The sequence below is a fragment of the Pueribacillus sp. YX66 genome (assembly GCF_041725775.1).
Lineage (GTDB): Bacteria > Bacillota > Bacilli > Bacillales > UBA6769 > Pueribacillus.
Genome location: NZ_JBEUEL010000010.1, coordinates 69,831 through 94,911, shown reverse-complemented (window position 1 = coordinate 94,911; position 25,081 = coordinate 69,831). Strand labels below are relative to the sequence as shown.

The following is a 25,081-nucleotide window of genomic DNA, read 5'->3' as shown; positions in this document are numbered from 1 at the left end:
GCATCAGTTTTCCATGGTGCTACTGAGTTTAAGAAAAATAATCCGAATCTCATTTTGTTACTCATGTTTTCAACTCCCAGTCAATCTTTTTAAATATCACTCATACTCTACGAACCTATTAAATAAAGCGTTTTCATTACTTGTATGATATTTTCTTATCGTTATACTTTTTTCCTCCCCTAATCTTCATTCTCGATATCGTAATCAATCTTTATATCTTTTTAATTTCGATATCGGTTTCATAAATATGCAAAAAACATGCCAAAAAATTTATTCCATCGTCATAATTTATTAAAATCCTTTAAAATTCGACATTTTTTTAATAAATCAACGCAAAATCTATTCTTCATTTCCAATTAAAACTTCTACCAAACATGTATCGTTAATAAAACATCGTGTTTCATATTTGGTTCAAGAAGTCTATCATAAAAAATATGCTTTTTTTAACAATTATTTTTTTGTAATTTTCTGTCTCTTCCTAATTCTTCGAATAAAATTGTTGCGCCCATTTCAACTGTTTGCAAACCTTGAGCACTAGTCAGTTCATAAATTTCCATAATTTCTTCCATTGATGCACCAAATTTTAATGCTCTTCTTACATGGGTCCTTAAACCTAATTTATATAAATGTGTCGTTGAAGAATCAATGGCAATGTAAATAAATTCTTTTACTTTCGATTCCAACACCCCGTTTCTCCACGGGTAAGTTAATAACTCTAAATAAGCCTCAAAATATGCATCATTTATTGAAACGAGATGCTCTCTAAATTCATTCCAATAGCCCATCTCGTCTATAAACTGTTTTTTTAATTGCATTTGCTTCTCTGATAAAGGTTCAATGTCTCTCCCCAGTTCTTCAATTAGAATAGGCACCCCTAATGCAGGAGTATGCATCCCAATCGCACTTGTTAATTCAAACACTTCCATAATCTCTTCTTTTGTCGCTCCATGTTTTAACGCATTTCTAACATGAGCTCGTACACCATCTTCATATAAATGAGTCGATGATGAATTGATTGCGATGGAGACCAATTCTTTTACTTTTGACTCCAGCACACCTGTCTTCCAAGGGGTTAAAATAAACGTTGCATACGTTTCAAAAAAATTTGGATCTAGTCTTAATAAACGTTCCAATGCTTCTGTCCAATACCCTCTATTATTAATAAAGTTATTCTTAATTTCTTGTTGTTTTTCAGATAATTGAATCGGCATAAAAGTTCTCCCTTTAACGTGTAGAAGATATATTTATAAAATGATTTGATAAACATGTGAGTTCGAGAACTTGGAAAAGTAAACTGTAATACCTATTATGAGTTCAAAGTATAAATTATCTACTTTTTCGTTTTGCAAATGCTTTATTGAACAGACTCTTCACGTATTGAACCTACTTTTCTACGAAAATATAACATAGGGTCAGTATCATTTTTTTGTAGATTGATCACTTCTCCGATTAAAATCATATGGTCCCCTGCATCAATTTCATCTACTTTTTTGCACTCCAACACACCAAAAACATCGTTAAGAATAGGTAGATCATTAGATGAGAGTTCCCAATTGACTTTTGCAAAACGATCCGTTTCATTTCTACTCGCAAAAACCCAACATGCTTCTTTTTGATTACCTGCTAAAATATTAACTGCAAATTTATTAGTAATTTTAAACGTTTCGATACTTCCTGAGTTTTTGTCAATGCACCATAAGATCATTAACGGATCCAATGATACTGAAGCAAAGGAATTAACTGTCAGACCAACAGGTTTATTGTTTACATCTAGCGTCGTAATAATTGTTACCCCTGTTGGATAACTTCCCATAATTTCTCGATATAATTGTTCTGAATGTTCTTTAATCATCATCATTTGTACTCCTTTAATCTTGATATCATTATGAATCATTATTCATTCGATAAAACGCATTTACTTCATACCAAAACTCTTCTAATTTTTTGACCAAGCCCCCACTTCCAAATTTAACTTTGGACTGATTAAGACTAAACTGCTTAGATATGAAATTGAGAAAGCCTAATATTTCTTTTCTACGACTAATAATATTTCTAATTCCCTTTTCATAAAACCAATTATCGATTACATTGTAGACGCCTCTATTTATGCCGTACTTTTTTTCACACAACTTTTGAAAGGAATGATCCGTATAATTTACGAATTGAACTGATTTCATAGCAATGTCTCCTTTCAATCGGTTATTTTTTCGACACTGTTAATTTCCCCATGCTGATCATTTGATTTGCCAGTCCTTTAATATTGTCGATTAATTCTGGTGCTATGATTTCATTTTTATCATTAAAATCTTTATTATGGGCGAAAACATATTGAGGTACAACATACGACTGAAAATAACTTGCGATAGGTTTTAATTGGTTTTCAACAACTAGATAATGCTGATGATTTCCTCCCGTTGCCATAAAACCGATAACTTTGTGGCGGAAAACTTGTGCCGGGATTAAGTCTAGGACATTCTTTAATATTCCTGGAAAAGAACCGTGAAAAATCGGGGTTCCGATAATGTAACGATCTGCTGATGAAATGATGTCAATCACTTTTTGCGTATCTTGATTGTATGCAGACGGATCACGACCATCGCAAAGTTCAATGTTATATTTTTTTAAATCTAATAACTCAACTTCAATATCAGGAGTAATGTTCTCGACTTCTTCCAAAGCCTTTTCTACAACTATCTGAGTTTTTGATCCGACAATCGTTCCGGATATTCCTAATAATTTCAAAACAAACACTCCTTCATGGTTTGAATTGATTACGTGACAGGGCTACCAGACACATAAATGACCTGACCTGTCACATAATCCGCTTCACTAGAAGCCAAAAATGAGATGACATTTGCTACATCTTCTGGGCGACCAACTCGTTGAATTGGATTGCTGTTTATAAAGGACTTTTTAAAAGCATCAAAATCTTTAATTCCCCTATTTTTTGCTGATGCTTTCGATACATTACTCATTTCTGTATCAATGAACCCTGGAGCAACTGCATTTACATTGATCCCAAATGAACCTAATTCGATAGAAAGTGATTTCGTCATGCCTTGTATTCCTGCTTTAGCTGAAGAATAATTAACTCTTCCTTTAGTTCCTGTTGCTGCTAGAGAGGAAACCATAACGATTTTTCCATACTGTTGTTTTTTCATATATTTTTGAGCAGATTGCGCACAGAGAAAACTGCCTTTAAGGTTTACATTAATGACAGAATCCCATGCTTCTTCCGTCATATCATCAATGAGATAATCCTTCAATACTCCAGCATTATTAATTAAAATATCGATTTTCCCAAACTCGGACATTGTTTTTTCAACTGCTTCTTCAACTTGCTCACGACTCGTAACATCAACAGAAAAAAATCTACCATCACTGCCTAAATTTCTTACTTTCTCTACTGTCTCTGCTGCCATGCTATTATTCATATCGAATATGGCAATCTTTGCTCCATTCCTTGCTAATTTCAAAGCCGTTGCGGCCCCGATACCACGGGCACCACCGGTAACAATGGCAACTGAATCATGAAACGACATGATTAACAAATCCTTTCATATGCGATTAAGCCGATTAAACTTCTTGGTTGTTAAACCACTCGATGGCTCCTTTTAAGCCAAGTTCGTTAATTTTTTCTCGAACTAATTTAATTCCGTCAGCTGTATGAATAATCGCATCTTGTTCTGGGCCAAACATTAAAGTGTTCCGGAAACCTTGTGCTTCCATTACACGATTATGTGCTTTTTTCTTAAGCTTAAGAATGTCTAATGGTGTTTTAGCGATACCTCGGGCAATTTTTAACGTTTCTTCCTCTAATCGGTCGCCATCAAAGCATTTAGCGGCAAAACCATAGTCTGTTGCCTCTTTTCCGCTAATGCGGCTCCCAGCCGTCAAATCAAGCATCTTTGCCCGCTGAACGCCGATATGCCATCCCCAATACATGCCTACGAACCCACCACCGAGCGGTAAGGATGGGAAGCCAAACGTTGCGTCTTTGTCTGTAACGACTATGTCACAGCATGCAAGTAGTTGCGTTCCACCTGCGAGTGCATAACCTTGCACTTGCGCAATGATCGGTTTTGGAAAATCCCAGATTCTTAACCAGCGTAACGTAAATGCTTCTAACATGTCTCGATCTTCGGTAACCGTTTTATCTGTAGGTTTTCCAACATCATAACCAACACTGAACGCTCTCCCTTTACCTCTAATAATGACAACACTGATTTCGTCATCCGCTTCCACTTCGTCGAGTGCCGCATCAAGATCTTCGAACAATTCTTGACTTAACGCATTTAACTTTTCAGGACGATTTAAAGTTAAATAAGCAATTTTACCTGTTCTTTCAATCAATACTAATTTTTCTGCCATATTATCCCGCCTGTTCTATTTTTCTTTTGCTTTTTCTCCTTAATTGCATAAGTTGCTCTTCCTGTTGCCAATAGCTTACCGTCTTCGCTAAAAATATCAGCGCTTCCTACGACCAATGATCGCCCTTTGTTTATGACTTTTCCTTTCGCTCGTATCGTTCCTTTCATCGCTGGACGAAAATAATTCACATTCATTTCAGCAGTTACAGCAAATGTATCGTCGTTTAAAACGGAACGAATCGCCGTTCCGATTACAGAATCAATTAATACTGAGAGAACCCCACCATGAATCATGTTTGCCGACTGTAGTAATTTTTCATTAAATGGTAAAGCTATGACGGCAGTACCCTCATTAATCTCTTCAATTTGAACACCAATGAATTGACGGAAATGATTTTTTAACATTAAATCTTCTTCTCGTTGCTGTAGTGCTTTTTTCATGATAAACTCCTTTTATAATCGAGTAAGCAGAGTTAGCAGGGAGCTTATGCTCGTCTCTCATTTTTATAAAGAGCTTATACCCTGCTATTTCTGATACATACTTTGCTCGCTCTATGAATCTATTAAAATGAAAGATCACCTTTCAGTAAGCTTCGAGCAATTGTACGGCGATGAATTTCTGATGTCCCATCCGGAATGCGTAACGTTCTTGCAAGCCGGTATCCTTTTTCAAGCCCCAATTCATTTGTTACTCCAACACCGCCATGAATTTGGATTGCACGGTCATAAACGCGTCCCATCATTTCTGTGCAAAACGCTTTCGTAATTGAAATCTCTTTCCGCGGCATTTTTTTATTGTTTTCGATTTTCCATGCGCAATTCAATGCCATATTTCTAGCCGCATAAATATCAATCGCACATTCTGCGAGCATATTTTGTATCGTTTGGTGCTCAGCAATTTTTTTGCCAAACGTTTCACGAATTTGTGAATACTCTACGGCCTTCTCTAATGCCCATTGAGCAGAACCAATGCTTCTACCACTCATGCCCAATCGTCCCGTATTAATACCGTTCATCGCTCTTGAGAACCCCATATGAAGCTCCCCCACAATGTTTTCTTCGGATACACGCAAATTATCTAAACTGATAATTGTAGCTTCCCCGCCTAAATCACCCATTACAGGAATTGCCGAATCTACTGAAAAACCTTCTGCCTTTGTTTCGACAAAGAAACAAGTAATTCCACCTTTCCTTTGTTCTTTTAACTCAGGATCGGTCACCGCAAAAAGCAAGCAATAATCAGCGTACGCTGCATTCGAGATCCATTGTTTCGTTCCATTAATCACCCACTCCGAACCCTCTTTTACGGCTCTTGTTTTTATATTCCACACATCGGATCCCGCATCAGGTTCTGAAAGGCCAAAACAGAGTGTTTTTTCTCCGGTGCGAATTCTATCAATATATTTAGATTTTAAATGTTCATTTAAACCGTTAAGCACAGGTGTCAAACCGTTCGTAAACGGAGACGGAATAACGATTGGATGAATGAGTTTATTGTGCGGATAGTGTTTACCTAAAAATTCCTGAACTAATACTGCTGTTACAGGACCGAATTCTTCCCCACCTAACTCTTTCGCTCCAAACATCGTATAAAAACCCGCTTTAGCCGATTCCATTCGTACTTTTTTTCTCAATGCTTCAACTTCAGGAGAATGGTGACCTTCCTCGGTGTAGTATTTTCTCGGATTATTTAGCAATTCTTCATTTTCTTCCTCAAGTGGAATGACGACTTTTTCAATAAACTGTTTTAAACCACTAATGATTTCTTGTGTTTCCTCTGGAATCGAAAAATCCATAATTTATCTCTCCTATATCTGTTGTGTTGTTATTTTGTTAATGTAATCAATGCATCAGCAGCCTTGACGCCTTTACTATGTTCAAATACCATCATTGGATTTAAATCGATCTCCTCTATCGAATGTTCAAACCTAGAAATAAATTGACTGAATTTCGAAATAGCTTCACATAAAGCTTCTACATCGTATGGTTGTTTTCCACGGACCCCTTTTAATAAACTACTTCCCCGAAGTTCATTTACCATTCGTTCAGCTTCTTCAATAGAAACAGGTGCTTTACGCATTGACACATCTTTTAAAACTTCAATATATATGCCGCCCATACCGACTAAAATCATTTGCCCAAAAACAGGATCCTTTTTTGAGCCGATAAACATTTCTAGAGAATCTCCCGTTAACATCTCTTGAATTAACACACCATCAAACTGGGCACCTTGGATACTATCAATTTTGTTCTTTAATCGTTGATAGATTTGCGCAACATCGTTTTCATTGTTTATATTTAAATGCACAAGTCCTTCGTCCGTTTTATGAAGAATTTGTGGCGACATCCCTTTCATGACAACTGGAAAGCCTATTTCTTTAGCAAAAGCTACTGCTTCTTCTGACGAAGTTGCCAGTCTTTCGTTTGTTACTGGAATATCGTACTTCTGAATCAATTTTTTACTTTCGTATTCAGTTAAAACAGATGATTGAATTGTTAATGAGTTCTCTTTCTTATCTTGACCTTGCTTAAGCTCGAGTGGTTGATTTAACTTCTCTCGGAAAAAGTTTAATGCTTTCAACATATTTACAGCTCGTGTTGGATCATCAGAAAGAACGAGTTCGTGCTCAACAAACATTTTTTTACTTTTATCATTATTTAATGTGACCGTTATCAATGAAATATGCGGATAATTGCTCATCACTTTTTTGAGCGCATTAATTCTCGTTTTAATCTTTTCAAGATCTAACCCGGTAAAAGCAAGAAACACAATCGCTGAATTATACACACCACTAGAAAGAACAGTATCCATGAAATCTTCTAATAAATTAGGGATTGCATTAATTTGTGCCGTTGTATCGATCGGATTTTTCACACCAGCAATCGGAAGAATCTTTTTTAATTTTCCCTGAACTTCTTGCGGTGTTTCCTTAACAGACAATGAGCATTCTGTTAATTGATCTGCCAGCATAATACCTACTCCACCAGATACGGTAAAAATCGCCGTTCGATTACCTTTCGGAATTGGAAGTTCAGCACATGCATAAGCGACGTCAATAAATTCTTCAATTGTTTTTGCTCGATATACACCGTATTGTTCAAAAACAGCATCATAAATATCGTCCGAACCTGCTAATGATCCTGTATGAGATAACGCAGCCTGTTTCCCTACATCCGTCGTTCCAACTTTAAGCGCAACAACGGGCTTGTTATGTTTAGCGGCTAACTTAAAAGCGTCGATTAATTTTTCCCCATCTTTTGCGCCTTCGATATAACAGGCAACCACTTTCGTGTCATCATCCTCTGCGAGAAAAGAAATACAGTCGGCGACATCGACATCGCTTTCATTCCCAGTTGCAATAAAATGACTGAAACCAATTTGATTTTGTCTTGCTAAAGTAAATACGTGCGATCCAAATGCACCACTTTGGCTAACAAAGCCAATGCTTCCTTTTAATGGGGTTTCTCTCTCGAGAATCGTTGAAAACGTGGCATAAACACCTTTTTTGACGTTAAACATACCCAAGCAATTAGGACCAAGTACCCTAACACCATGCTTTTTTGCAATTAACGTAATTTTATCTTGTATTTTCCTGCCTTCTTCATCGACTTCCCCAAACCCTGCACTAAAAATAACGACAGAACGGACACCGTTTTCTGCACATTCCTTAAATTTATCGAGAACTAAATTTTTCGGTAAAGAAATGATGACCAAATCAATTATTTCGTTTATTTCTGTTATATTTTTGTAACATTTTAATCCAGAAATCTCATCGTATTTTGGATTAATTGGAAAAATAGAGCCTTTGTAGTTATTCTGTTGTAAATACGCTAATGGACGTCCACCAATTCGTTTCGGATCGGGAGTGGCGCCAATAATTGCAATACTGTCTGGATTAAAAAGTGCATCTAACGTACTCTCTTTAATAGCCATGCAATGTCTTTTCTCCTTTTCTTTTTTATTAATTCAGTTTAAAATTACTCAATCACTCCTTTTAAAAACTAGTTGGTGTGCTATTTTCTTTTACACTTATCTTGTTTGCAATTTTTATGCCAACTTTATAAAAAATAAGGTTTTTAAAAGAAGTTTTCTGTTTGACTTAAACATTTATCCGTGCTATTTCGTTATTGAAACAGCCTAAGACTTAAAAATAAAAACACAATTCGGTTAGGTTAACATTTAAATTTTTTTAATGTGAGTAAATAAGTTCTTTAATTTTGCTTAAATAACTTCAATCTAAGTCTCATTTTTGAGATCGTTATGTTTTAAAATTGAAACGTGTTAATTTAAATAAAAGTATTCTTAAACTATATGGTTTTTGCACTTAAAAAAGCCGTGTAAATTACACGGCTCATTAATACACAGGTTCAAACGTATGACAATCCGTTTCCTCTGTCGTTTCCGGGTTGCTAACATTACTAACGACATAAATTTTTTCAGCTTCACAACGGTTTCCATGACTCCAAAATACACATGTATCTACTTCACAAAGGACATCTTTTGCCATAAGAGGCACCTCCTTTACCTGTTAGAGTGAACGAAATAAAGAAGCTTATTCATTTTAAAAATTTCCTGTTTTAAACCCGTCTTAGTGGTTTTTCTCATAAACATCCAATAAGATGAGGATAGAGTATTTTTAAAAGGGGAATTATTCATGATAACGAAAGAAAAAAACCGTTCGCTCATTCAGCCTACGAATGACCCGTGGGAAGCTTATTTAGACATAGAACAATTTGGCGATATGAGATTAACGAACATCGAATTTACGACAACAACGTTATGTAACATGCGTTGTGAACATTGCGCAGTTGGTTATACATTACAAACGAAGGACCCAGAAGCCCTTCCTCTTGAACTTTTATTGAAACGGTTAGATGAAATTCCGTTTTTACGTTCGTTTAGCATTACTGGCGGAGAACCGATGCTTTCAAAGAAGTCCGTCGAGAACTATGTTATTCCACTGCTAAAATATGCCCACGACCGAGGTGCGAAGACGCAATTAAATTCCAATTTAACATTGCCTCTCCAAAATTATGAAGATGTGCTTCCTTATCTAGACGTTTTGCACATTTCATATAACTACGGAACTGTAGATGATTTTGTCGATATCGGATTTGGAGCAATGAAAAAAACACCAGCATATGAGGTGCGAGCGCGCTTTTTAGAACGTATGATTGACAATGCGAAGAGCCTCTCAAAACAAGGAGTCTTTATCGCTGCAGAAACAATGATAAACAAACGAACACTTCCACATTTGAAAACAATACACGAAGCGATCGTTGACATGGGCTGTCAGCGTCACGAAATTCATCCAATGTATCCTAGCGATTTTGCCAGCCATTTAGAAATCGCAACATTAGATGAAATTCGTAAAGGGATTCATGAACTGTTGGACCATCAAAACGACAATATTTGGATGTTGTTTGGAACATTACCTTTTTACCCGTGTAGCGAACAAGATGAAGATCTTCATTTATTAAAAAAATTACAAGGAGCAAAAAATGTCACAGTCCGTAATGACCCTGACGGGCGTTCACGTTTAAACGTAAATATTTTTGACGGTTCAATAATCGTCACCGATTTTGGAGATGGGTCCGAACTAGGGAACATCCAAACGACGAGCTTACTTGATGCGTATGAAACATGGCGCAAGAGCGATCTGGCCAAAAGCATTCATTGCCACTGTCCTGCTGTACAATGTCTCGGTCCGAATTTGCTCGTGAAAGACGCATACTACAAAGAACATATCTTCACAAAAAAGCGCGAACGATTAACTTCGTTTAAAGAAAAATGTATCGATTAAAAAACCTTAAAATGTATTTATTTATTTTTATACATCAATGCAACTTGAAACTTGTAGAGTATATTCAGGCAATAATTAATCGTAAAAAAAAGAAACGTACCCTGGTAAAATATCCAAAGTACGTTTCTTTTTAAAATCCCATAAATCCATCAAATACATTGTTCGTTAAGAATGACGTCACTTTCGTCATCCAGCCGAAAAATAAAAACACACCAATAAAAATCATCGTGTAACCGCCGACTTTCATAATCTTGTCACTGAATTTTTTAATCCAATTCATCCTACCAATAAAGAAAGCCATTAAGAAAAATGGAATAGCAAAACCTAATGTATAGACGAGCATATACAGCAGTCCTGAACCTGGATTAGTCGCAGCGAGTCCGACAACGGCTGCTAAAATTGGTCCCATACACGGTGTCCAACCCGCTGCAAACGCTAGTCCGATTAAGCTTGAGCCGAAGTAACCGGAAGGGCGATTCCGAAACGTAAATGTACTATCTTTCATCATAAACTTCGGTTGAATCGCACCAACGATAACAAGCCCCATAAACACAATTAAAATTCCACCAATTTGACGAATAAGCACATCATACTTCGTAAATAACGAACCGATAAATGACGTAGCAAAACCTAATGCGACAAAAATAAGCGAAAAGCCAATTAAGAAAAAGAGTGTATGCAAAATCGCCCGTCTCTGCAACATCCCATTTTTCTCTTTTAGTTCATCAACTGATACTCCCGTTATATAGGACAAAAATGCGGGATAAAGCGGCAATGTACAAGGAGAAACGAAAGATAATACCCCTGCTCCAAACGCTAAAAATACATTTAAATCCCCCACATGATCACACCCTTAACACATAATTGAGACCGCGATAAATCGTTAAGGAACAATCCGCTCCATCATTTGTTTAACTTCCTCTTCCGTTAAGCCTTTCGTTACTCGATCGATCACTTTCCCGTCTTTATCAATTAAAAACGTCGTTGGTATCGGCTTTACACCGTATGCTTTGTACACTTCTTCGCGTTCATCCATGAGGATCGGAAACGATAAATCATACCGCTGTACAAATTTTTGTGTGGTAAGAAGTGGTTCGCCAACATTAACAGCCAAAATTTCTACACCTTTCTCTTTGAACTCTTCATATTGATTATCCATATAAGGCATCTCTTCCTTACATGGTGGACAATACGTCGCCCAAAAATTCAAAAAAACTCCCTTTCCTTTGTAATCACTTAATTGAACCTCTTCACCATCAAGTGTTTGCAAATGAAAGTTCGGTGCCTCGTCACCGGACTCTACGACTTTACTCTCATTAAAAATGCTTGCATAAATCGTATAGCCAAGCGCGACGACGATAATAATTAATATGCTTGTTCGCATCATTAATCGCTTTTTCTTCTTGTCCATTTGCATCCTCCGTTAAATTTCATCTCTCATTTTACCCTATTGTAGACCGAAATTTTGCAGAATCTGTGCACATTCTGTTACGCTTTCTTTTTTGTGAAAAAATCGTCATTTTTTTAAAGTGATTGAGCATGTAAAACGAAAGAGACCGATCAATGCTCAACTTGATCAGCCTCCTGTTTTGAGAAAATGGTTAATATTGTAATCAATGTGAATGCAACCAATGATAAAAAAGGGATCGTAATGAAGCCGAACCAGTTGATGTATTGACCAGAGCAAGACACCCCTTGTGTACATTGAATGGCACGCTGAAACAAGTCGGTTTTTTGGTGCAAATAATGTACGAGTGCCACTCCCATCCCGATGACTGTCAATGGCAAGACATAAACCGACATATGTTTATCCTTTTTATAAAATCCGATCCCGAGTATGATGACGAGCGGATACATGAGTATGCGCTGGTACCAGCACAATTCGCATGGGATAAAACCACGTATTTCACTAAAATATAAACTGCCGGTGACAGCAATGATAGAGATTATCCACGCAAAAAAACGGAGGTAATCAGACTTCATCATTGTTCTTCGTTTTCTAAGAGACGCTCAATCTCTTCTTTCACAGCTTTGTAATCATACCATTGTTTAAACTCTTTACCGTTAATAAACATCGTCGGTGTACTTGTAATACCCGCCTCCTTAACGATCGTGAGATCTTCGTTTATAGCCGAAATTTGAGCATTGTTTTCAAGATCTTCTTTAAATTGGTCAGCATCAATATGAGGCAAGTTGTCAGCAACGAGCTCTGTTAATACATCATTCGTCGCCCATTGCTCCTCTCTTTGTTCTTGCTGATAGACTAAATCGTGGTAATCCCAAAACGCATCTTTATTTTGAGCAAAGACTGCTTCTCCGCCTTTTGCAATGTTGACAGAGTCATCATCAATAAAAGGAAAATTAATAAAAAAGAATTGTACTTTTCCTGTATCGATAAAGTCTTTCTTAATTTCAGGGTAAACAACGTCATGGAAATCTTTACAGTGTGAACAGCTATAATCACCAAATTCGGCGATTTTAATCGGTGCGTCTTCATCTCCAATCGAAGGTTGTCCTTCATAAGTAAATTCATATTCTAACGGTTCTTCATTTGCTACGTTTTGCGTCGAATCATTTCCGCTATTCATCGCAAAAAAGATTAAAAATGCAACGATGACAACACCGCTAATCGAGAAAAACAGAATGGCGGGTACATTCGATTGTTGCTTTTTTTGCTGTTGTGTATTTTTCATTGTATTTCTTTTTTTCTTTTTCTTAGCCATTTATCTATCCCCCTAAAGTTAAATCTTTAAGTTTATTATTCATGATGCGGTTTCCAGCGGTTTAAAAATAACGTGTTCACAACGACGGATACGGAACTTAATGCCATCGCAGCACCAGCCAAAATCGGATTCAAAAAACCAAATGCTGCTACAGGAATGAGTACGACGTTATAGCCGAATGCCCACCCTAAGTTTTGTTTAATTTTCCGGATCGTTGCTTCGGAAAGTTGGATACTATCGATAATAGACAGCAAGTCACCTCGCATGAGCGTAATATCCGCTGCTTCCATTGCAATATCTGTCCCTGTTCCGATCGCAATTCCAACGTCAGCCGCTGCAAGCGCAGGTGCATCGTTAATTCCATCCCCAACCATTGCAACTTTTTTGCCTTCACTTTTTAATCTATCAACTTCATTTGCTTTATGCTCTGGCAGAACTTCTGCAAGTACATGATCGATTCCTACGTCTTTTGCAATTGCATTTGCTGTATGCTTATTATCACCTGTCATCATAATGACGTCAATGCCACGAGCTTTCAATTCCTGTACAGCTTGGCGAGACGTTTCTTTCACTGTATCTGCGACAGAAAAATAACCGATGAATCGTTGTCCTTGAGCGACCATAATAACCGTATTGCCTTTCTCTTCAAGTGACTGCATATCGTTAGTAAACCTGTCGAAATCAATGTCTTGTTGGCGTATAAATTTTACGTTACCGATATAGACGTTTTGACCATCTACTCTACCTGTCACTCCAAGACCTGGCAATGCTTCAAAGCTTTCAACACGCTTAGGGATAATTCCTCGTTCTTGTGAGTAACGCATGATCGCTTCTGCTAGTGGATGCTCAGACGTCTGCTCGACCGTTGCAATCATTCGGACAAACGCTTCCTCTGTCACATTAATCGGACGAACCGCTGTCACCTCTGGATGACCTTTCGTAATCGTACCTGTTTTATCAAGAATAATCGTATCAACCGTACGCATTGTTTGCAAATGCGCAGAGTCTTTTACTAAAACACCGTATTCTGCTCCTTTACCTGTTCCGACCATAATCGCCGTTGGTGTCGCTAGTCCTAATGCACAGGGACAAGCGATAACTAACACGGCAACAGTACTAATGAGCGCTGGTGTGAAACCGACAATGGTATACGTAACGACAAACGTCACAAACGCGATGCCGATAACAATCGGGACGAAAACTGATGATACTTTATCTGCAAAGTTTTGAATCGGTGCTTTTGAGCCTTGAGCTTCATCAACCATTTGAATAATTTGTGCAAGGGCCGTTTCTTTTCCAACCTTTGTCGCCTTCATCGTAATCGACCCATGTTTATTGATCGTAGATCCAATGACAATATCGCCAACTTCTTTCGTAACAGGCAAGCTTTCACCTGTGAGCATTGATTCATCAACGTTCGTACGACCTTCAATAACTTGTCCGTCAACTGGTATCTTTTCTCCTGCTTTAACGACGATAACATCATCTACTTGTACGTCTTCAATTGGGACATCGTGCATGACCCCGTCCTTCAAAACGTGAGCAACTTTCGCTTGCATCCCGATCAGTTTTTTCAAAGCTTCTGACGTTCGCCCTTTCGCGCGTGCTTCGAGTAATTTCCCGAGAATGATCAGTGTAATAATAACAACCGATGCCTCGAAATAAAAACCTATCGTTTCGCCTTGAAAAAGTAAAAATGTACTGTACAAGTAAGCAGACAAGGTACCCATGGCAACTAACACGTCCATATTCGCACTTCCACCACGTAACGAATTGTATGCACCACGAATAAACCGCCACCCGATCGTAAATTGGACGATCGTAGCAAGCACAAATTGCACCCACCCAGGCATCATCAATTGGTGGTTATTCGTAAAATCACCAACCATTTGGACTAAAAACGGAAGAGAAATAACTGCTCCTATATAGAAAGCTTCTCTTTGCGCTTTATACTCTTGTTCTTTTTCTGCTTTCTCTTCCTCAGCTGATTTCGCTTCATAAACTGCCGCATCATAACCTGTTTTTATGACACGTTCAATTAACTGCTCAGCGTTCGTTTTTGTATCATCAAAGAAAATTGTCGCTTTTTCACTCGCTAAATTAACATTTGCATCAATCACCCCATCGACTTTTCGGAGACCTTTTTCGACACGGCTGGAACATGCTGCACAGGTCATACCTTCAATCGCTAGCGTTACTTTTTCATTGTCTGCAGCTCTAGCTTCTGCTGTCATGTCTTTCACTCCTCGTATATTATGTTTAGGCTTCATTATTTCCGCCTATTCTTCCTCACTTATTTACCTGAGTTTATGTCAAATACATTGAGAGCTCCGTGATGTTCCTAGATAATGGTCTTAGGATCATTTAGGACAATTCATTTCACTCCTGCGGATTAACCACAAGAAAATTTGTGCGTTTGGTGGATGACCTACTACACAATCACAAATTTATACGTCACAAAAGGGAGTTGATACGTGAAGCATCATTTACTCCACAATCATTTGCAAATTTCTAGTAATTCATTAATTTTTGATGCTAGATTTATTTGATGACACCTTTTTACACCATTTGCACCTTGATAACTAAATCATTCATTATTCCTTACTTGACATATCACCGCAGGTCTTTTCTTCACATATATACCTATATAGGGTATACTAACATTATATATTTGTGATTCTTATTTTCAATCAATATACATTTTGCGATTGAAAGACAGATAAGATATAGTAAAATAACATAAAAATCATTGGAGGGGTTAAGAATGACTGAAACAATTAAACTGCAAATTAAAGGGATGTCATGCTCTCATTGTAAATCAGCAGTCGAAAATGCGATAAAAGAAATTGATGGCGTTCAGTCTGCCAATGTACAACTTGATGAAGGAACTGTAACAGTGATGTATGATTCAAATAAAGTAGACATCGACCATTTCACAGAGGCGATTGATGAAGCAGGATATGAACTTATCGGTCAAGTGTAAGGTTTTGGCGAAGCACTACACTTCGCCCTTTTCTTGTTGTAAAAGGAACGTTCAAGCTTTTCTATAAATTTCTATCGTCGTCCGTTTTAAACGTTCAGAATTACACTTAATGTCTCCGGCTATTTGTTGCGTTTTGTTTACAACCTGTACTCGTTCTTTAAATAAGTTAAACATCTCCTCTGTGCTCACTAGCGTTTCCTGTGAAATGCTCGCAAAGCTTTTCGTTACTTTCTCCATATTTGGTACGATAGTTAAAAGCTCTGCCAATAGTTGATCAATCGTATTCAATTTCATTGTTGTCTGTTCAATAGCATGTAGTAAAAAATGAAAGGCCTCGTTTGCAAGAACTGTCGTGTCAACATGCGATTCCACTTTAGCTACCATTTGTTGAATCTCTTTAGCAGCCTGTTCACTTATGTTATTCATCGTATTAATCGATACTGCAACCTCACCCGTCGCTTTTGAAACTTGTTCAGCTAAGTTTCTTACTTCGTTAGCAACGACAGAAAATCCTTCACCAAATTCACCTGCACGCGCCGCCTCAATACTTGCATTTAATGCTAAAAGTTTCGTTTGCTCAGATATGTTTTGAATCCATTGAATGACACTAACGACTTCTTGTGACTGTTCTTTCACCACCGCAATCGTTTCGTGAATAGTAGAAGATTCTTTACTTAATTCATTCATGGATCCCATCATCTTACGAAGATGAACTTGTCCATGCTTTGCTTGAATGCTCATCTCTTGAGCATTTTCACTAATCGATTGAACTTCATGAGCCGTATCGCGAATCGTACGTTCCATTGTATGAAATTCACGTAATCCTTTTTGTGAACCAGTTACCGTTTGCTTTGCCCCTTCTTTTACAGCTTGAATCGCATGAAACAACTGATCCGTTGATTCAGATACCGTATCGGTTGAACTATACAGTTCTTCTCCCGTTTTCGTAAGATGTTGTGTCGCCGTTAGAACTTCTGTTACCAACTCATTAATATACTCCATCATAAGATTAAAACTTTTTGTTAACGAAACAACCTCTGGTGTTGTTGTCAACATTGGTACAAACTGGTTAAAATCTCCTTTCCTCACTTTTAACATCGCTTTCTGTAAAGAAGCAAGTGGATTAGTTAGTTTTCTAACAAAAATAACTGTGATGAGCGCTGATAAAAATAAGCTAATCGCTAAAATCATAAACGTTGACTTTCGCAAACTATCAATGACACCTAGATAATCACTTGTCGGCAAAGCGATTGCGATAATGCTTCGAACATCTTGAACCAATAAAAAGTATACGAGATATTCTTTTTCGTCGAACTCATAATACAACATTCCTTTTTTAGCCTCGATTATCTCTTGAACAAGCTCTTCTCCTAATGAAAAATCTGTTTTTTCACTCACTTTAAAAGGTTGCACATGTCCATCTTCATAAATCCGAAAAAAATCTGCCCGTAATCCATCTTGAAGCATTTCTACCGATTGACCTCGAATCACATATTCTAATTGCTCTTCAAATTGATCCAAATCATTCACATGTGAACGTTTTAAGCTTTCTGTCATTTCTTGACTTACTTTAATTTCGCGCGCAATCCTTTTTTCGTTCGCATCAATAAGCAAATCTTTAGCTTTTGAATAGCTTATATATCCAATAGAGCCTATTGATAACATTAGTAATGTAACAAATAATAATAACAGTCGTGTTTGAAACGAAAAACGGTGAATCTGCTTTCGCTCTTTATTTTTTCGTTTTAATTTCAAGTTTTTAAAGAAAGTAATTAAGTGTCTTTTTTCCTGCATCTAAATACCCCTCCGAATGTAAGCATTACAAAGAAGTATGACAGATGCGTGTAAAGCAAATGTAAATATGAAGTAAATATTTCGTAAACTGGAAAAAGTTTCGTATGCTTTCAAATCAAAAAAGCGAGGGTGTCCATATTTGTCCTCGCTTTCATCATTTAGTTAGATTGACCGTTTTTAACCCACTTCGCAACTTGTACCGTTCGCTTCGCCTGATGCTTAACAGCTAACTCAACATCCTCGATCATATTCCCATCTTGACTTTGAGTGACAGTCGTTCCATATGGATTTCCACCAGATGTAAAAGCCGATTGATCGGTGTATCCTGGTGCTACGACAATCGCACCCCAGTGGAACATCGTCGTATAAATCGCTGTCACCGTTTGCTCTTGACCACCGTGTGAGTTTTGAGCCGATGACATCGCACTGACTACTTTATTCATAAGCTTCCCTTCTGCCCAAAGTCCACCTTGCATATCGATAAATTGCTTCATTTGAGAAGGTACGTTACCAAATCGTGTCGGGGCACTAAAAATAATGGCGTCAGCCCATACTAAATCCTCACTCGTTGCGACTGGAACGTTTTTTGTTTCCTCAACATGTGCTTTCCACGCAGGATTCGAATCAACCGCCGATTGTGGTGCTAGTTCTTCCACTTTTAATACTTTCACATCTGCACCCGCTTCTTTTGCTCCTTCTTCAGCCATTTTTGCTAGCTTATAGTTAATCCCTGTTGAGCTGTAGTAAATGATTGCAAGTTTTACATTAGACATCTCGTCATTCTCCTTTTAAATATTTAATTTCCCCCTATTATTTCCTTAGTTGTGAGTACTTATTACTTACCAAATTTTGGGTTAAAGTATTATTAATTCAAGATACTTATCGGGATCGGGAAAAGATGCACAACAAAGCTGTCTATAATTCAAGCTCTTGTGCATGGAAGCCAAGCTGTTTCAAAAGTGAAATTAACGTTTCTTTCTCTTTTAACCCTGAGAAAATTCCATTGATTGCTTCTCGATGTTCTGGGAAAATCGTATCCATAAGCTGTTTTCCACCCTCGGTAATGACGGCAAACGTAACGCGGCGTTCTTCCGAGCACGGTTTTCTTACGAGCAATTGTTTTTTCTCAAGCTTATCAACGACACATGTTATACTCCCACTTGAAAGCAAAACTTTTTTCCGATTTGTTGAATCGGTTGATCGCCTTTATGATACAAAAGTTCAAGTACCGCAAATTCCGTTGTATTCAAACCGTAGCGACTTATAACTTCAATAACACGATCGGTAATCGCACGATGAGCTCTTGATAAAACGATAAATAACTTTAACGCAAGTTGTTCTTCATTTTTCTTCATTGTGACCAACCTTTTTGTATATTATCTTGAATTCAAGATAAATAACACACCTTTATTTTTCCTTTGTCAAATTAAAATGCTCCTTTCGTAAAATTGGTCGCCCATTCTCGCAAGTTGAATAAAACTGCACAGTAAATGCTATGTTAATTTTCCGCTCCAGGTAGTCGCTTTCCGCGGGAAACGCTTCAGCCTCCTCTGAAAAAATCGTTTCCTGCCGGTCTTCGGCTGCCCAATCAACCCTCGCGTATCGATCCCAAGGAAGATAATTTATGCAAAAACTAGCAAAACAGAAAACGAAGTGTATTTTCAGAGCGAATGATAGCTATATATCGTGTAAAAATAACAATCGATATAATCACACCTATAAAAAAACGGCTCGCCGCTAGCAAGCCGAATTCCTTTTATAAATCACGTTTGTTAAAAATGCGTACAGAGAGGAGAGAAGAAACGATAAAAAAAACCGCACTCACACAAACGAGAATTATCGTTAACATGAGTTTATTCATTAATAGTTGCTCAACAAAATTGTGAAAGTCAACAAGTCTTGGGTTTTCAAGCATGTTAAAGCTGATTTGCATCGCCATTACGGCAAACCCTGTAATGATGACTAATACAATGGTTGCGACTTGATACCCAGCTCGAAAAAGAACGGGATAAAAGATTGACACTAAAATAAGAAAGCTACTAAATGCAATGACTATTTCATCTACATGCATCATTCGTGTAGGGAACGGAGCAAACCTATCATATAAAAAAATGTAGGCGATCATTGCGATAGTGGATAAACCAAACCACGTGAAACCTGCTACATATTTTGCTAGCACAATTTCATTTCTTTTTATTGGAAGACTAATCAGCAATGCTGATTCTTTCTCAAATGATTTCGTATTTCCATTTGAAGAAAATGCAAGCCAAGCTGGCAAAAATGCTAACAGCATCACATGCCGGATTGGAGAACCGTCCGTAAAAAAATTTGTAAAAATCATAAACCAAATCACGCTCGTTATATAAATGTACCACTTCTGTGTAATGATGTCTTTAATAATAAGCTGTTGCAAATTGATCCCTCCTCGCCGTGTAATACATAATATCTTCAAGTTTCGGTTTTTCTAACATAAGCGTTTCCAAAAGTGATTCAGGAATTTCACCTCGGTTCGTAATCAAAGCTTCAAAGCCAACTTCTGTCTCCTTAAAACCAGCAAGTTGCAGCTTTTTTACGTCGGACAACTGCTGCTTCGCGCCTTTCACTAGCACGTAACGTTCAAAAATAGCATCTTTCTCGTCACTAAAAACAATTTTTCCATCGTGAATAAACGTAATGAAGTCAGCAACTCGATCTAAATCAGTCGTATTGTGCGTTGAAAAAAATACAGCCTTCTCTTCGTCTTGCATAACATCGAGCAGAAGGTCAAGCAACTCTCTGCGAAACACTGGATCGAGCCCTGAAGTCGGTTCATCCATAATGATGAGTTGTGGATCATGCGCAAGTGCCATCGCAAGTGCAAATTTCACCTTCATTCCTTTTGATAAATGTTTCACTACTTTAAAGTTCGGTAGCTGAAACGTCTTTATATAGTGATAAAAACGCTCATCACTCCAATTCTCGTAAAAAGGTGCAACAACACGTTTATTTTGTTCAATCGTTAAATCCTCGTAATAATAGTTTTCATCAAAGACAAATCCAATACGCTGCTTGATGTCTTTCGTATTGTCCATATGCGTCTGGCCAAAAAGTGTAATTTGACCGCAATCGATATTGATTAAATTCATTAAGCAGCGAATCGTTGTTGTTTTTCCAGCTCCATTCGGACCGATAAAACCTGTAATGTAGCCTTTTTTAATGTCAAAGTTTAAATTATTTAACGAAAAACCTTTCATTCGTTTCGTCATGTTCTTCACTTGAACAAGATTTTCCAATTTTCTTCACTCCTCGTATAACAAAGTCAACATGTGAATTAATTCGTCCAAACTAATGTTGAATGCCTTACTGTCATCAATCACTTGCAATAATCGTTCTTCAATCACTTTTAACTGTTTTTCCTTTAAAAGCTCCTGATTTTGGGCTGCGACAAACGAACCTTTACTCGGAAATGTTTCAATAAAGCCTTCCTTTTCAAGCTCTTCGTATGCTTTCTTCGTCGTAATCACACTGATTTGCAGCTCCTTCGCAAGCTTACGAATCGATGGCAAGGCTGTTTTTTCTTTTAATTCACCGAGTAAAATTTGTTCTTTAATTTGATTTTTAATTTGAACATAAATCGGATCTTCGCTCGTATTCGAAATCACAATATCCATAGACTCACCCAACTGTATATTTTGTATATTCCGTATATGTTCAGTATATACAAATTTGGGAATAGATCAAGGGGTTTACAAAAAGATTTTAAAAAACAAAAAAAAGCCTCTTTCAGCTCTTGAGAACAATTCAGATTCACAGTTTGGAGACTGGGGTAATAATTTGTTCTTCCTTAATCAAATATAGACCATCGTAAGTAAGACGTACATTTGGCAAATGGGTGGTCGTAAGAAAAAACAGCGTAAAGAAAGGGTCTTTAAAACGATATCCACTTTCATTCATTTTTTTAACAAAGAAAGTCGTTTGCTTTATCACTGTTTCTAATGGTTCTAGACTCATTCCACCGCTGAGCGGCAAAGGAATTTTAATACACTCTTGATCTTCAAAATAAGCTACAATTCCACCATTAAGGTCGAGCATTTCTTGAAATGCTTTTAGCATATAATCTCTATTTTTTCCGATTAAAACGTAATCCTTAGAAGCAGTATAAGAACTTGCTAAAGCTAATAATTTTGATGAAAATCCCTTCATTCTAGTATTTAAAACCCATTTTCCTTGTTGATCTAGAAGGGATAGATATAACTCACCCTCGTCTAAAGGTTGAGTCGGTTGGTATTTATATGGAACAGTTATGACCGCATTAACAAATCGTATTCCCGTATGACCTTCACCTTGACTAAGATGTGTTTCATTAATATTAGGATGAATTCTTTCCTTATAAAAATAACTTTTTAACCAATCACCTGACTGTCCTTGCTTATTCAAGAGGGTGTTGTTACGGATAGCCCACTTTCCACCTACCATGACATGAAGAGGCGTTGGCTTCGAGAGATCTTCTAAAACATTAAGATGTGCTAATCTTCCTGGACTAATTGATCCGATGTTTTGATCTAGTCCATAATACGTAGCTGGATTTAACGTAGCTATTCGATACACATCGATTACGTTAAAACCATAATCTAACATTATTTTTATCATTTTATCAATTCCGGTTTGATTTAGAAAGAACGGATGTGATCCATCACTAGTTAACATAAGAAGTGACTTATTAAGATTAGGTTCCTGAATTAAATATGTTAAAATTTTTGGTAAATCAGGTCGAATTGATGAATGACGCAAAGCAGCATACATACCAATACTCAACCTGTTTAAAACATCTTCCCCATTAATCGATTCATGATCAGCACCAACCCCACTTGCAGCCATCGCATTTAATGTGTCAAGTGATGCCCCTGGTAAATGACCCTCTATACGTTTACCGTATTGTTGTTTAGTCATCAGCATTAACTTTGCTAGATCCATGTCCCCTTTTAAAAAGCGTGACCACGAAGTAAATTCACCACCCTGTATAACTAAAGGATGGTCCAACCATCTACCTAAGTAACCTTCGTTAAACGAAAACGTGCGTTTCGTACCGATCTCGTTAGCTTCCGTCTGATCATCAAAACGTGCCCACCATAGATGCAGAAGTTCACTTGTGCGATTTAATTCTTCAATAAATTTGATTGATTTATCAACTCCTAACATTGTGAAAAAAAACAAATTATCATTAATCGACGTCGTTGTTCCTCCCGACAGTAAGAAATCACTCCATGTTATTGGATTATATAATTGGAAAGGATGTCCGTGGGGCTCAATGTACCCAGGAACTATGATTTGTTTTTCATTTAATTCAATTATTTCTGTATGTCTTGATGCCAGCGGTTCTTTATCTCCTACATATGCGATTCGCTGCCCTGAAATAACAATGTTCTTCCTTTCAATTTTTCCAAGATACACATTTAAAAATTGGACGTTTTTCAACCATATGTTTGCAGGCTCTTCTCTTAACGATACTTGAATTAACTTTTGATAAGATTCTAAATTTAACGAATGTCTACTCATCGCTTCCCTCTTAACTTAAATCTTCATCTTGTAAGCACATTCATAAATGAGCCGAATTTATGCATTTATCCCATATTTCGAGATCTTTCGATAAAGACTTGCTAAATGTATATTTAATTTTTCTGCAGCAAGAGCTTTATCTCCTCGACTTTCCTTTAACGCTCTTTCAATCGCAGTAACTTCTGCTTTAATAACTTCATCCTCTAATGACCGTAATTCATTTGAAAAATTTTCTTCCTCTGAATAGTTTGTATATGAGAAAAAGAAATCGTCTAAAGTGAGAGTGTTCCCTTCTACAATGTTCATACCACGCTCAATAAAAGATTTTAATTCGCGAACATTCCCGGGCCAATCGTACTTAATCATCCAATCTTTAAGTGCTGGATCAAAGTCCTTAACTTCTAATCCAAACTCATCGTTATAGTCATCTAAAAATGTATAAGCTAAATGAAGAATGTCATGTTCTCGATCTCTTAGCGGAGGAATTTTCAACTCAAAAACTAGCAACCTATAAAATAGGTCTTGACGGAATTTACCTTCTTGAACAAGAAATTTCAAATCACGGTTTGTAGCTGCAACAATTCTAATGTCAACACTTCTTCTCCCTGTTCCTCCTAAACGTTCAACCTCTCTCTCTTGTAAAACACGTAGCAATTTTCCCTGCATGATTAATGGCAGTTCCGAAATTTCATCAAGAAAAAGCGTCCCATTTTGAGCAAGCTCAATTTTTCCAGGTTTCCCTTCCTTTCTAGCTCCACTAAAAGCCCCACCTTCATAACCAAACAGTTCTGATTCAAATAAGTTTTCTGGAATGGCGGCACAGTTAATGGGTACAAATGGGCCTTTTTTTCTCGGACTTAAATTATGAATTGCTTGTGCAAACAATTCCTTACCGGTACCACTCTCACCGGTAATAAGCACGGTAGAACTCCCCCTAGAAACTCTCGCGGCTAATTCTTTCACCTGTTCAATGGCAGAACTTGTTCCGATAATTTGCTCAAAACTATAGGAGTGTTCCGACACACTGCTTCGATTTTTGTTATTTCGTTTCACCTGTTCCGCGTAATTTAAAAGAGCAAGCAATTCATGCCTGTAAATTTCTTCATATTTAAGTATGACTTGGAATGTAAACCCATCTTGAAAGTTTGTGATGATTTTTAATAAGCACGGATGATCATTTATCATCGCAAATACAATGTCTTTTTTTGAACCATGCTTTACTTTTGTATAACTTACTTTTTTTATAATTTCCGTAAAAGAAATGCCTACGAGGTCCTTGTCGTTTAAATTAAAATGCTCGCAAAAATTGGCGTCCACATTAACAAGCACCCCGTTATTGTCTACTTCTAAATAACCCCAACCCAAGTTCTTTACATCAAGCATGCGATCACCTATTGTTTTTGTTTGGTAAAATAAAGACAACAACCTGACCTTTAACAACTTCTTTGCCATGCTGATTAGTGCAACTAATTTTTTGGGTTATCCAATTACGTTGGTGATTAATATCAATAATTTGAAGCTCTGCACTAATCGTATCCCCGATATATATGGGGTGAGAATAAATAATTTCCTTTTGTAAAAGAACACATGCAGTTCCTGGTAACTTTTTGCTAATGACTTCAATAATTAATCCTTCGGATAAAAGACCCGGAACAATTGGACCTTCAAAGTGAGATTCCCATACGGCCTCTTCACGTTTATACACTTGGTTAAATTCCCTTGTTAGTGTGCTATAAAGCTTCACATCCTCATCCGTGAATGTCCTTTGAATTCTAGCAATTTGACCGACAAATAATTCAGTTAATGTATAGATTCCCATCTCTTTGACTCCTATTCGTTTATTATCTGTATAATTTAATTATACAGATAATA

25 protein-coding genes and 1 pseudogene are annotated in these 25,081 nt (G+C 37.1%); 2 read left to right on the top strand and 24 right to left on the bottom strand.

The features are described 5' to 3' along the window. Positions 1 to 443: 443 nt before the first annotated feature. The 10 genes from ABU914_RS06710 to ABU914_RS06665 all read right to left on the bottom strand — a co-directional run bounded on the left by ABU914_RS06710 (position 444) and on the right by ABU914_RS06665 (position 8,878). Entirely contained in the window at positions 444 to 1,211 is a 768-nt protein-coding gene (locus tag ABU914_RS06710) for a carboxymuconolactone decarboxylase family protein (RefSeq protein ID WP_379668963.1), read from the bottom strand. 143 nt (positions 1,212 to 1,354) lie between these two features. After that, the gene (locus ABU914_RS06705; RefSeq protein ID WP_379668962.1) at positions 1,355 to 1,855 is read right to left on the bottom strand and encodes a flavin reductase family protein; all 501 of its coding nucleotides are present in this window, start codon (positions 1,853 to 1,855) and stop codon (positions 1,355 to 1,357) included. 28 nt (positions 1,856 to 1,883) lie between these two features. Further along, positions 1,884 to 2,177, bottom strand: a complete 294-nt coding sequence (locus tag ABU914_RS06700; protein WP_379668961.1) for a hypothetical protein — start codon at positions 2,175 to 2,177, stop codon at positions 1,884 to 1,886. A 22-nt stretch (positions 2,178 to 2,199) separates the two neighbouring features. Continuing rightward, positions 2,200 to 2,742, bottom strand: coding sequence for an NADPH-dependent FMN reductase (locus ABU914_RS06695; RefSeq protein WP_379668960.1), 543 nt, complete (start codon positions 2,740 to 2,742; stop codon positions 2,200 to 2,202). A 29-nt stretch (positions 2,743 to 2,771) separates the two neighbouring features. Next, complete coding sequence (locus tag ABU914_RS06690; protein WP_379668959.1) at positions 2,772 to 3,542, bottom strand: SDR family NAD(P)-dependent oxidoreductase; 771 nt, start codon at positions 3,540 to 3,542, stop codon at positions 2,772 to 2,774. Between the two features lie 34 nt (positions 3,543 to 3,576). Continuing rightward, on the bottom strand, positions 3,577 to 4,371 hold the full coding sequence (locus ABU914_RS06685; protein WP_379668958.1) for an enoyl-CoA hydratase-related protein: 795 nt from the start codon (positions 4,369 to 4,371) through the stop codon (positions 3,577 to 3,579). Beyond that, complete coding sequence (locus ABU914_RS06680) at positions 4,356 to 4,811, bottom strand: PaaI family thioesterase (protein WP_379668957.1); 456 nt, start codon at positions 4,809 to 4,811, stop codon at positions 4,356 to 4,358. Before ABU914_RS06680 ends, ABU914_RS06685 begins: the two co-directional genes overlap by 16 nt. A gap of 122 nt (positions 4,812 to 4,933) precedes the next feature. After that, entirely contained in the window at positions 4,934 to 6,166 is a 1,233-nt protein-coding gene (locus ABU914_RS06675; RefSeq protein WP_379668956.1) for an acyl-CoA dehydrogenase family protein, read from the bottom strand. A gap of 29 nt (positions 6,167 to 6,195) precedes the next feature. Then, complete coding sequence (locus ABU914_RS06670; RefSeq protein WP_379668955.1) at positions 6,196 to 8,304, bottom strand: acetate--CoA ligase family protein; 2,109 nt, start codon at positions 8,302 to 8,304, stop codon at positions 6,196 to 6,198. Positions 8,305 to 8,725: 421 nt separating this feature from the next. Further along, on the bottom strand, positions 8,726 to 8,878 hold the full coding sequence (locus ABU914_RS06665) for a DUF1540 domain-containing protein (RefSeq protein ID WP_379668954.1): 153 nt from the start codon (positions 8,876 to 8,878) through the stop codon (positions 8,726 to 8,728). Between the two features lie 147 nt (positions 8,879 to 9,025). Here ABU914_RS06665 and yfkAB point away from each other — a divergent pair, with 147 nt between their 5' ends. Next, positions 9,026 to 10,174, top strand: a complete 1,149-nt coding sequence (yfkAB, locus tag ABU914_RS06660; RefSeq protein WP_379668953.1) for a radical SAM/CxCxxxxC motif protein YfkAB — start codon at positions 9,026 to 9,028, stop codon at positions 10,172 to 10,174. Positions 10,175 to 10,304: 130 nt separating this feature from the next. Here yfkAB and ABU914_RS06655 read toward each other — a convergent pair whose 3' ends face one another. From ABU914_RS06655 to ABU914_RS06635, 5 genes are all read right to left on the bottom strand, one after another. After that, complete coding sequence (locus ABU914_RS06655) at positions 10,305 to 11,015, bottom strand: cytochrome c biogenesis CcdA family protein (RefSeq protein WP_379668952.1); 711 nt, start codon at positions 11,013 to 11,015, stop codon at positions 10,305 to 10,307. A 42-nt stretch (positions 11,016 to 11,057) separates the two neighbouring features. Further along, positions 11,058 to 11,585, bottom strand: a complete 528-nt coding sequence (gene resA / locus ABU914_RS06650) for a thiol-disulfide oxidoreductase ResA (protein ID WP_379668951.1) — start codon at positions 11,583 to 11,585, stop codon at positions 11,058 to 11,060. A 149-nt stretch (positions 11,586 to 11,734) separates the two neighbouring features. Continuing rightward, positions 11,735 to 12,157, bottom strand: a complete 423-nt coding sequence (locus tag ABU914_RS06645) for a disulfide oxidoreductase (protein ID WP_379668950.1) — start codon at positions 12,155 to 12,157, stop codon at positions 11,735 to 11,737. Continuing rightward, positions 12,157 to 12,897: a DsbA family protein gene (locus ABU914_RS06640; protein WP_379668949.1), complete on the bottom strand. Its 741-nt coding sequence runs from the start codon at positions 12,895 to 12,897 to the stop codon at positions 12,157 to 12,159. The genes ABU914_RS06645 and ABU914_RS06640 overlap by 1 nt, the downstream gene beginning before the upstream one ends. A 35-nt stretch (positions 12,898 to 12,932) precedes the next feature. Continuing rightward, a complete protein-coding gene (locus tag ABU914_RS06635) occupies positions 12,933 to 15,131 on the bottom strand; it encodes a heavy metal translocating P-type ATPase (protein WP_379668948.1) in 2,199 nt (732 codons plus the stop codon). A 530-nt stretch (positions 15,132 to 15,661) separates the two neighbouring features. On the opposite strand from ABU914_RS06635, the gene copZ reads away from it, so the two are divergent. Then, complete coding sequence (gene copZ, locus ABU914_RS06630) at positions 15,662 to 15,880, top strand: copper chaperone CopZ (RefSeq protein ID WP_379668947.1); 219 nt, start codon at positions 15,662 to 15,664, stop codon at positions 15,878 to 15,880. A gap of 51 nt (positions 15,881 to 15,931) precedes the next feature. Here the strand turns inward: copZ and ABU914_RS06625 are convergent, their stop codons facing one another. From ABU914_RS06625 to ABU914_RS06585, 9 genes and pseudogenes are all read right to left on the bottom strand, one after another. After that, entirely contained in the window at positions 15,932 to 17,674 is a 1,743-nt protein-coding gene (locus ABU914_RS06625; protein ID WP_379668946.1) for a methyl-accepting chemotaxis protein, read from the bottom strand. A 158-nt stretch (positions 17,675 to 17,832) separates the two neighbouring features. Then, positions 17,833 to 18,447 (bottom strand): NAD(P)H:quinone oxidoreductase, encoded by a 615-nt coding sequence (gene wrbA, locus ABU914_RS06620; RefSeq protein WP_379668945.1) that lies wholly within the window; start codon positions 18,445 to 18,447, stop codon positions 17,833 to 17,835. A gap of 142 nt (positions 18,448 to 18,589) precedes the next feature. Beyond that, positions 18,590 to 19,029, bottom strand: a pseudogene (locus ABU914_RS06615) (MarR family winged helix-turn-helix transcriptional regulator). A gap of 401 nt (positions 19,030 to 19,430) precedes the next feature. Further along, positions 19,431 to 20,087 carry an ABC-2 transporter permease gene (locus ABU914_RS06610; protein WP_379668944.1) on the bottom strand — a complete coding sequence of 219 codons (657 nt, stop codon included), beginning with the start codon at positions 20,085 to 20,087 and terminating at the stop codon, positions 19,431 to 19,433. Further along, positions 20,068 to 20,946 carry an ABC transporter ATP-binding protein gene (locus ABU914_RS06605; protein ID WP_379668943.1) on the bottom strand — a complete coding sequence of 293 codons (879 nt, stop codon included), beginning with the start codon at positions 20,944 to 20,946 and terminating at the stop codon, positions 20,068 to 20,070. The genes ABU914_RS06610 and ABU914_RS06605 overlap by 20 nt, the downstream gene beginning before the upstream one ends. A gap of 6 nt (positions 20,947 to 20,952) precedes the next feature. Continuing rightward, positions 20,953 to 21,324 (bottom strand): GntR family transcriptional regulator, encoded by a 372-nt coding sequence (locus ABU914_RS06600; RefSeq protein ID WP_379668942.1) that lies wholly within the window; start codon positions 21,322 to 21,324, stop codon positions 20,953 to 20,955. A 136-nt stretch (positions 21,325 to 21,460) separates the two neighbouring features. Then, positions 21,461 to 23,209: an adenine deaminase C-terminal domain-containing protein gene (locus tag ABU914_RS06595; protein ID WP_379668941.1), complete on the bottom strand. Its 1,749-nt coding sequence runs from the start codon at positions 23,207 to 23,209 to the stop codon at positions 21,461 to 21,463. Between the two features lie 57 nt (positions 23,210 to 23,266). Then, entirely contained in the window at positions 23,267 to 24,631 is a 1,365-nt protein-coding gene (locus ABU914_RS06590; RefSeq protein WP_379668940.1) for a sigma-54 interaction domain-containing protein, read from the bottom strand. Next, positions 24,597 to 25,028: a MaoC/PaaZ C-terminal domain-containing protein gene (locus ABU914_RS06585; protein ID WP_379668939.1), complete on the bottom strand. Its 432-nt coding sequence runs from the start codon at positions 25,026 to 25,028 to the stop codon at positions 24,597 to 24,599. Before ABU914_RS06585 ends, ABU914_RS06590 begins: the two co-directional genes overlap by 35 nt. Positions 25,029 to 25,081 lie beyond the last annotated feature (53 nt).

What these genes read in the sequence shown, in the direction of transcription:
- ABU914_RS06680 (WP_379668957.1), bottom strand. Translation starts at nt 4,811, where the DNA reads ATGAAAAAAGCACTACAGCAACGAGAAGAAGATTTAATGTTAAAAAAT.
- wrbA (WP_379668945.1), bottom strand. Translation starts at nt 18,447, where the DNA reads ATGTCTAATGTAAAACTTGCAATCATTTACTACAGCTCAACAGGGATT.
- ABU914_RS06710 (WP_379668963.1), bottom strand. Translation starts at nt 1,211, where the DNA reads ATGCCGATTCAATTATCTGAAAAACAACAAGAAATTAAGAATAACTTT.
- ABU914_RS06625 (WP_379668946.1), bottom strand. Translation starts at nt 17,674, where the DNA reads ATGCAGGAAAAAAGACACTTAATTACTTTCTTTAAAAACTTGAAATTA.
- resA (WP_379668951.1), bottom strand. Translation starts at nt 11,585, where the DNA reads ATGGACAAGAAGAAAAAGCGATTAATGATGCGAACAAGCATATTAATT.
- ABU914_RS06635 (WP_379668948.1), bottom strand. Translation starts at nt 15,131, where the DNA reads ATGACAGCAGAAGCTAGAGCTGCAGACAATGAAAAAGTAACGCTAGCG.
- ABU914_RS06645 (WP_379668950.1), bottom strand. Translation starts at nt 12,157, where the DNA reads ATGAAGTCTGATTACCTCCGTTTTTTTGCGTGGATAATCTCTATCATT.
- yfkAB (WP_379668953.1), top strand. Translation starts at nt 9,026, where the DNA reads ATGATAACGAAAGAAAAAAACCGTTCGCTCATTCAGCCTACGAATGAC.
- ABU914_RS06585 (WP_379668939.1), bottom strand. Translation starts at nt 25,028, where the DNA reads ATGGGAATCTATACATTAACTGAATTATTTGTCGGTCAAATTGCTAGA.
- ABU914_RS06700 (WP_379668961.1), bottom strand. Translation starts at nt 2,177, where the DNA reads ATGAAATCAGTTCAATTCGTAAATTATACGGATCATTCCTTTCAAAAG.
- ABU914_RS06705 (WP_379668962.1), bottom strand. Translation starts at nt 1,855, where the DNA reads ATGATGATTAAAGAACATTCAGAACAATTATATCGAGAAATTATGGGA.
- ABU914_RS06640 (WP_379668949.1), bottom strand. Translation starts at nt 12,897, where the DNA reads ATGGCTAAGAAAAAGAAAAAAAGAAATACAATGAAAAATACACAACAG.
- ABU914_RS06670 (WP_379668955.1), bottom strand. Translation starts at nt 8,304, where the DNA reads ATGGCTATTAAAGAGAGTACGTTAGATGCACTTTTTAATCCAGACAGT.
- ABU914_RS06675 (WP_379668956.1), bottom strand. Translation starts at nt 6,166, where the DNA reads ATGGATTTTTCGATTCCAGAGGAAACACAAGAAATCATTAGTGGTTTA.
- copZ (WP_379668947.1), top strand. Translation starts at nt 15,662, where the DNA reads ATGACTGAAACAATTAAACTGCAAATTAAAGGGATGTCATGCTCTCAT.
- ABU914_RS06690 (WP_379668959.1), bottom strand. Translation starts at nt 3,542, where the DNA reads ATGTCGTTTCATGATTCAGTTGCCATTGTTACCGGTGGTGCCCGTGGT.
- ABU914_RS06685 (WP_379668958.1), bottom strand. Translation starts at nt 4,371, where the DNA reads ATGGCAGAAAAATTAGTATTGATTGAAAGAACAGGTAAAATTGCTTAT.
- ABU914_RS06600 (WP_379668942.1), bottom strand. Translation starts at nt 21,324, where the DNA reads ATGGATATTGTGATTTCGAATACGAGCGAAGATCCGATTTATGTTCAA.
- ABU914_RS06595 (WP_379668941.1), bottom strand. Translation starts at nt 23,209, where the DNA reads ATGAGTAGACATTCGTTAAATTTAGAATCTTATCAAAAGTTAATTCAA.
- ABU914_RS06665 (WP_379668954.1), bottom strand. Translation starts at nt 8,878, where the DNA reads ATGGCAAAAGATGTCCTTTGTGAAGTAGATACATGTGTATTTTGGAGT.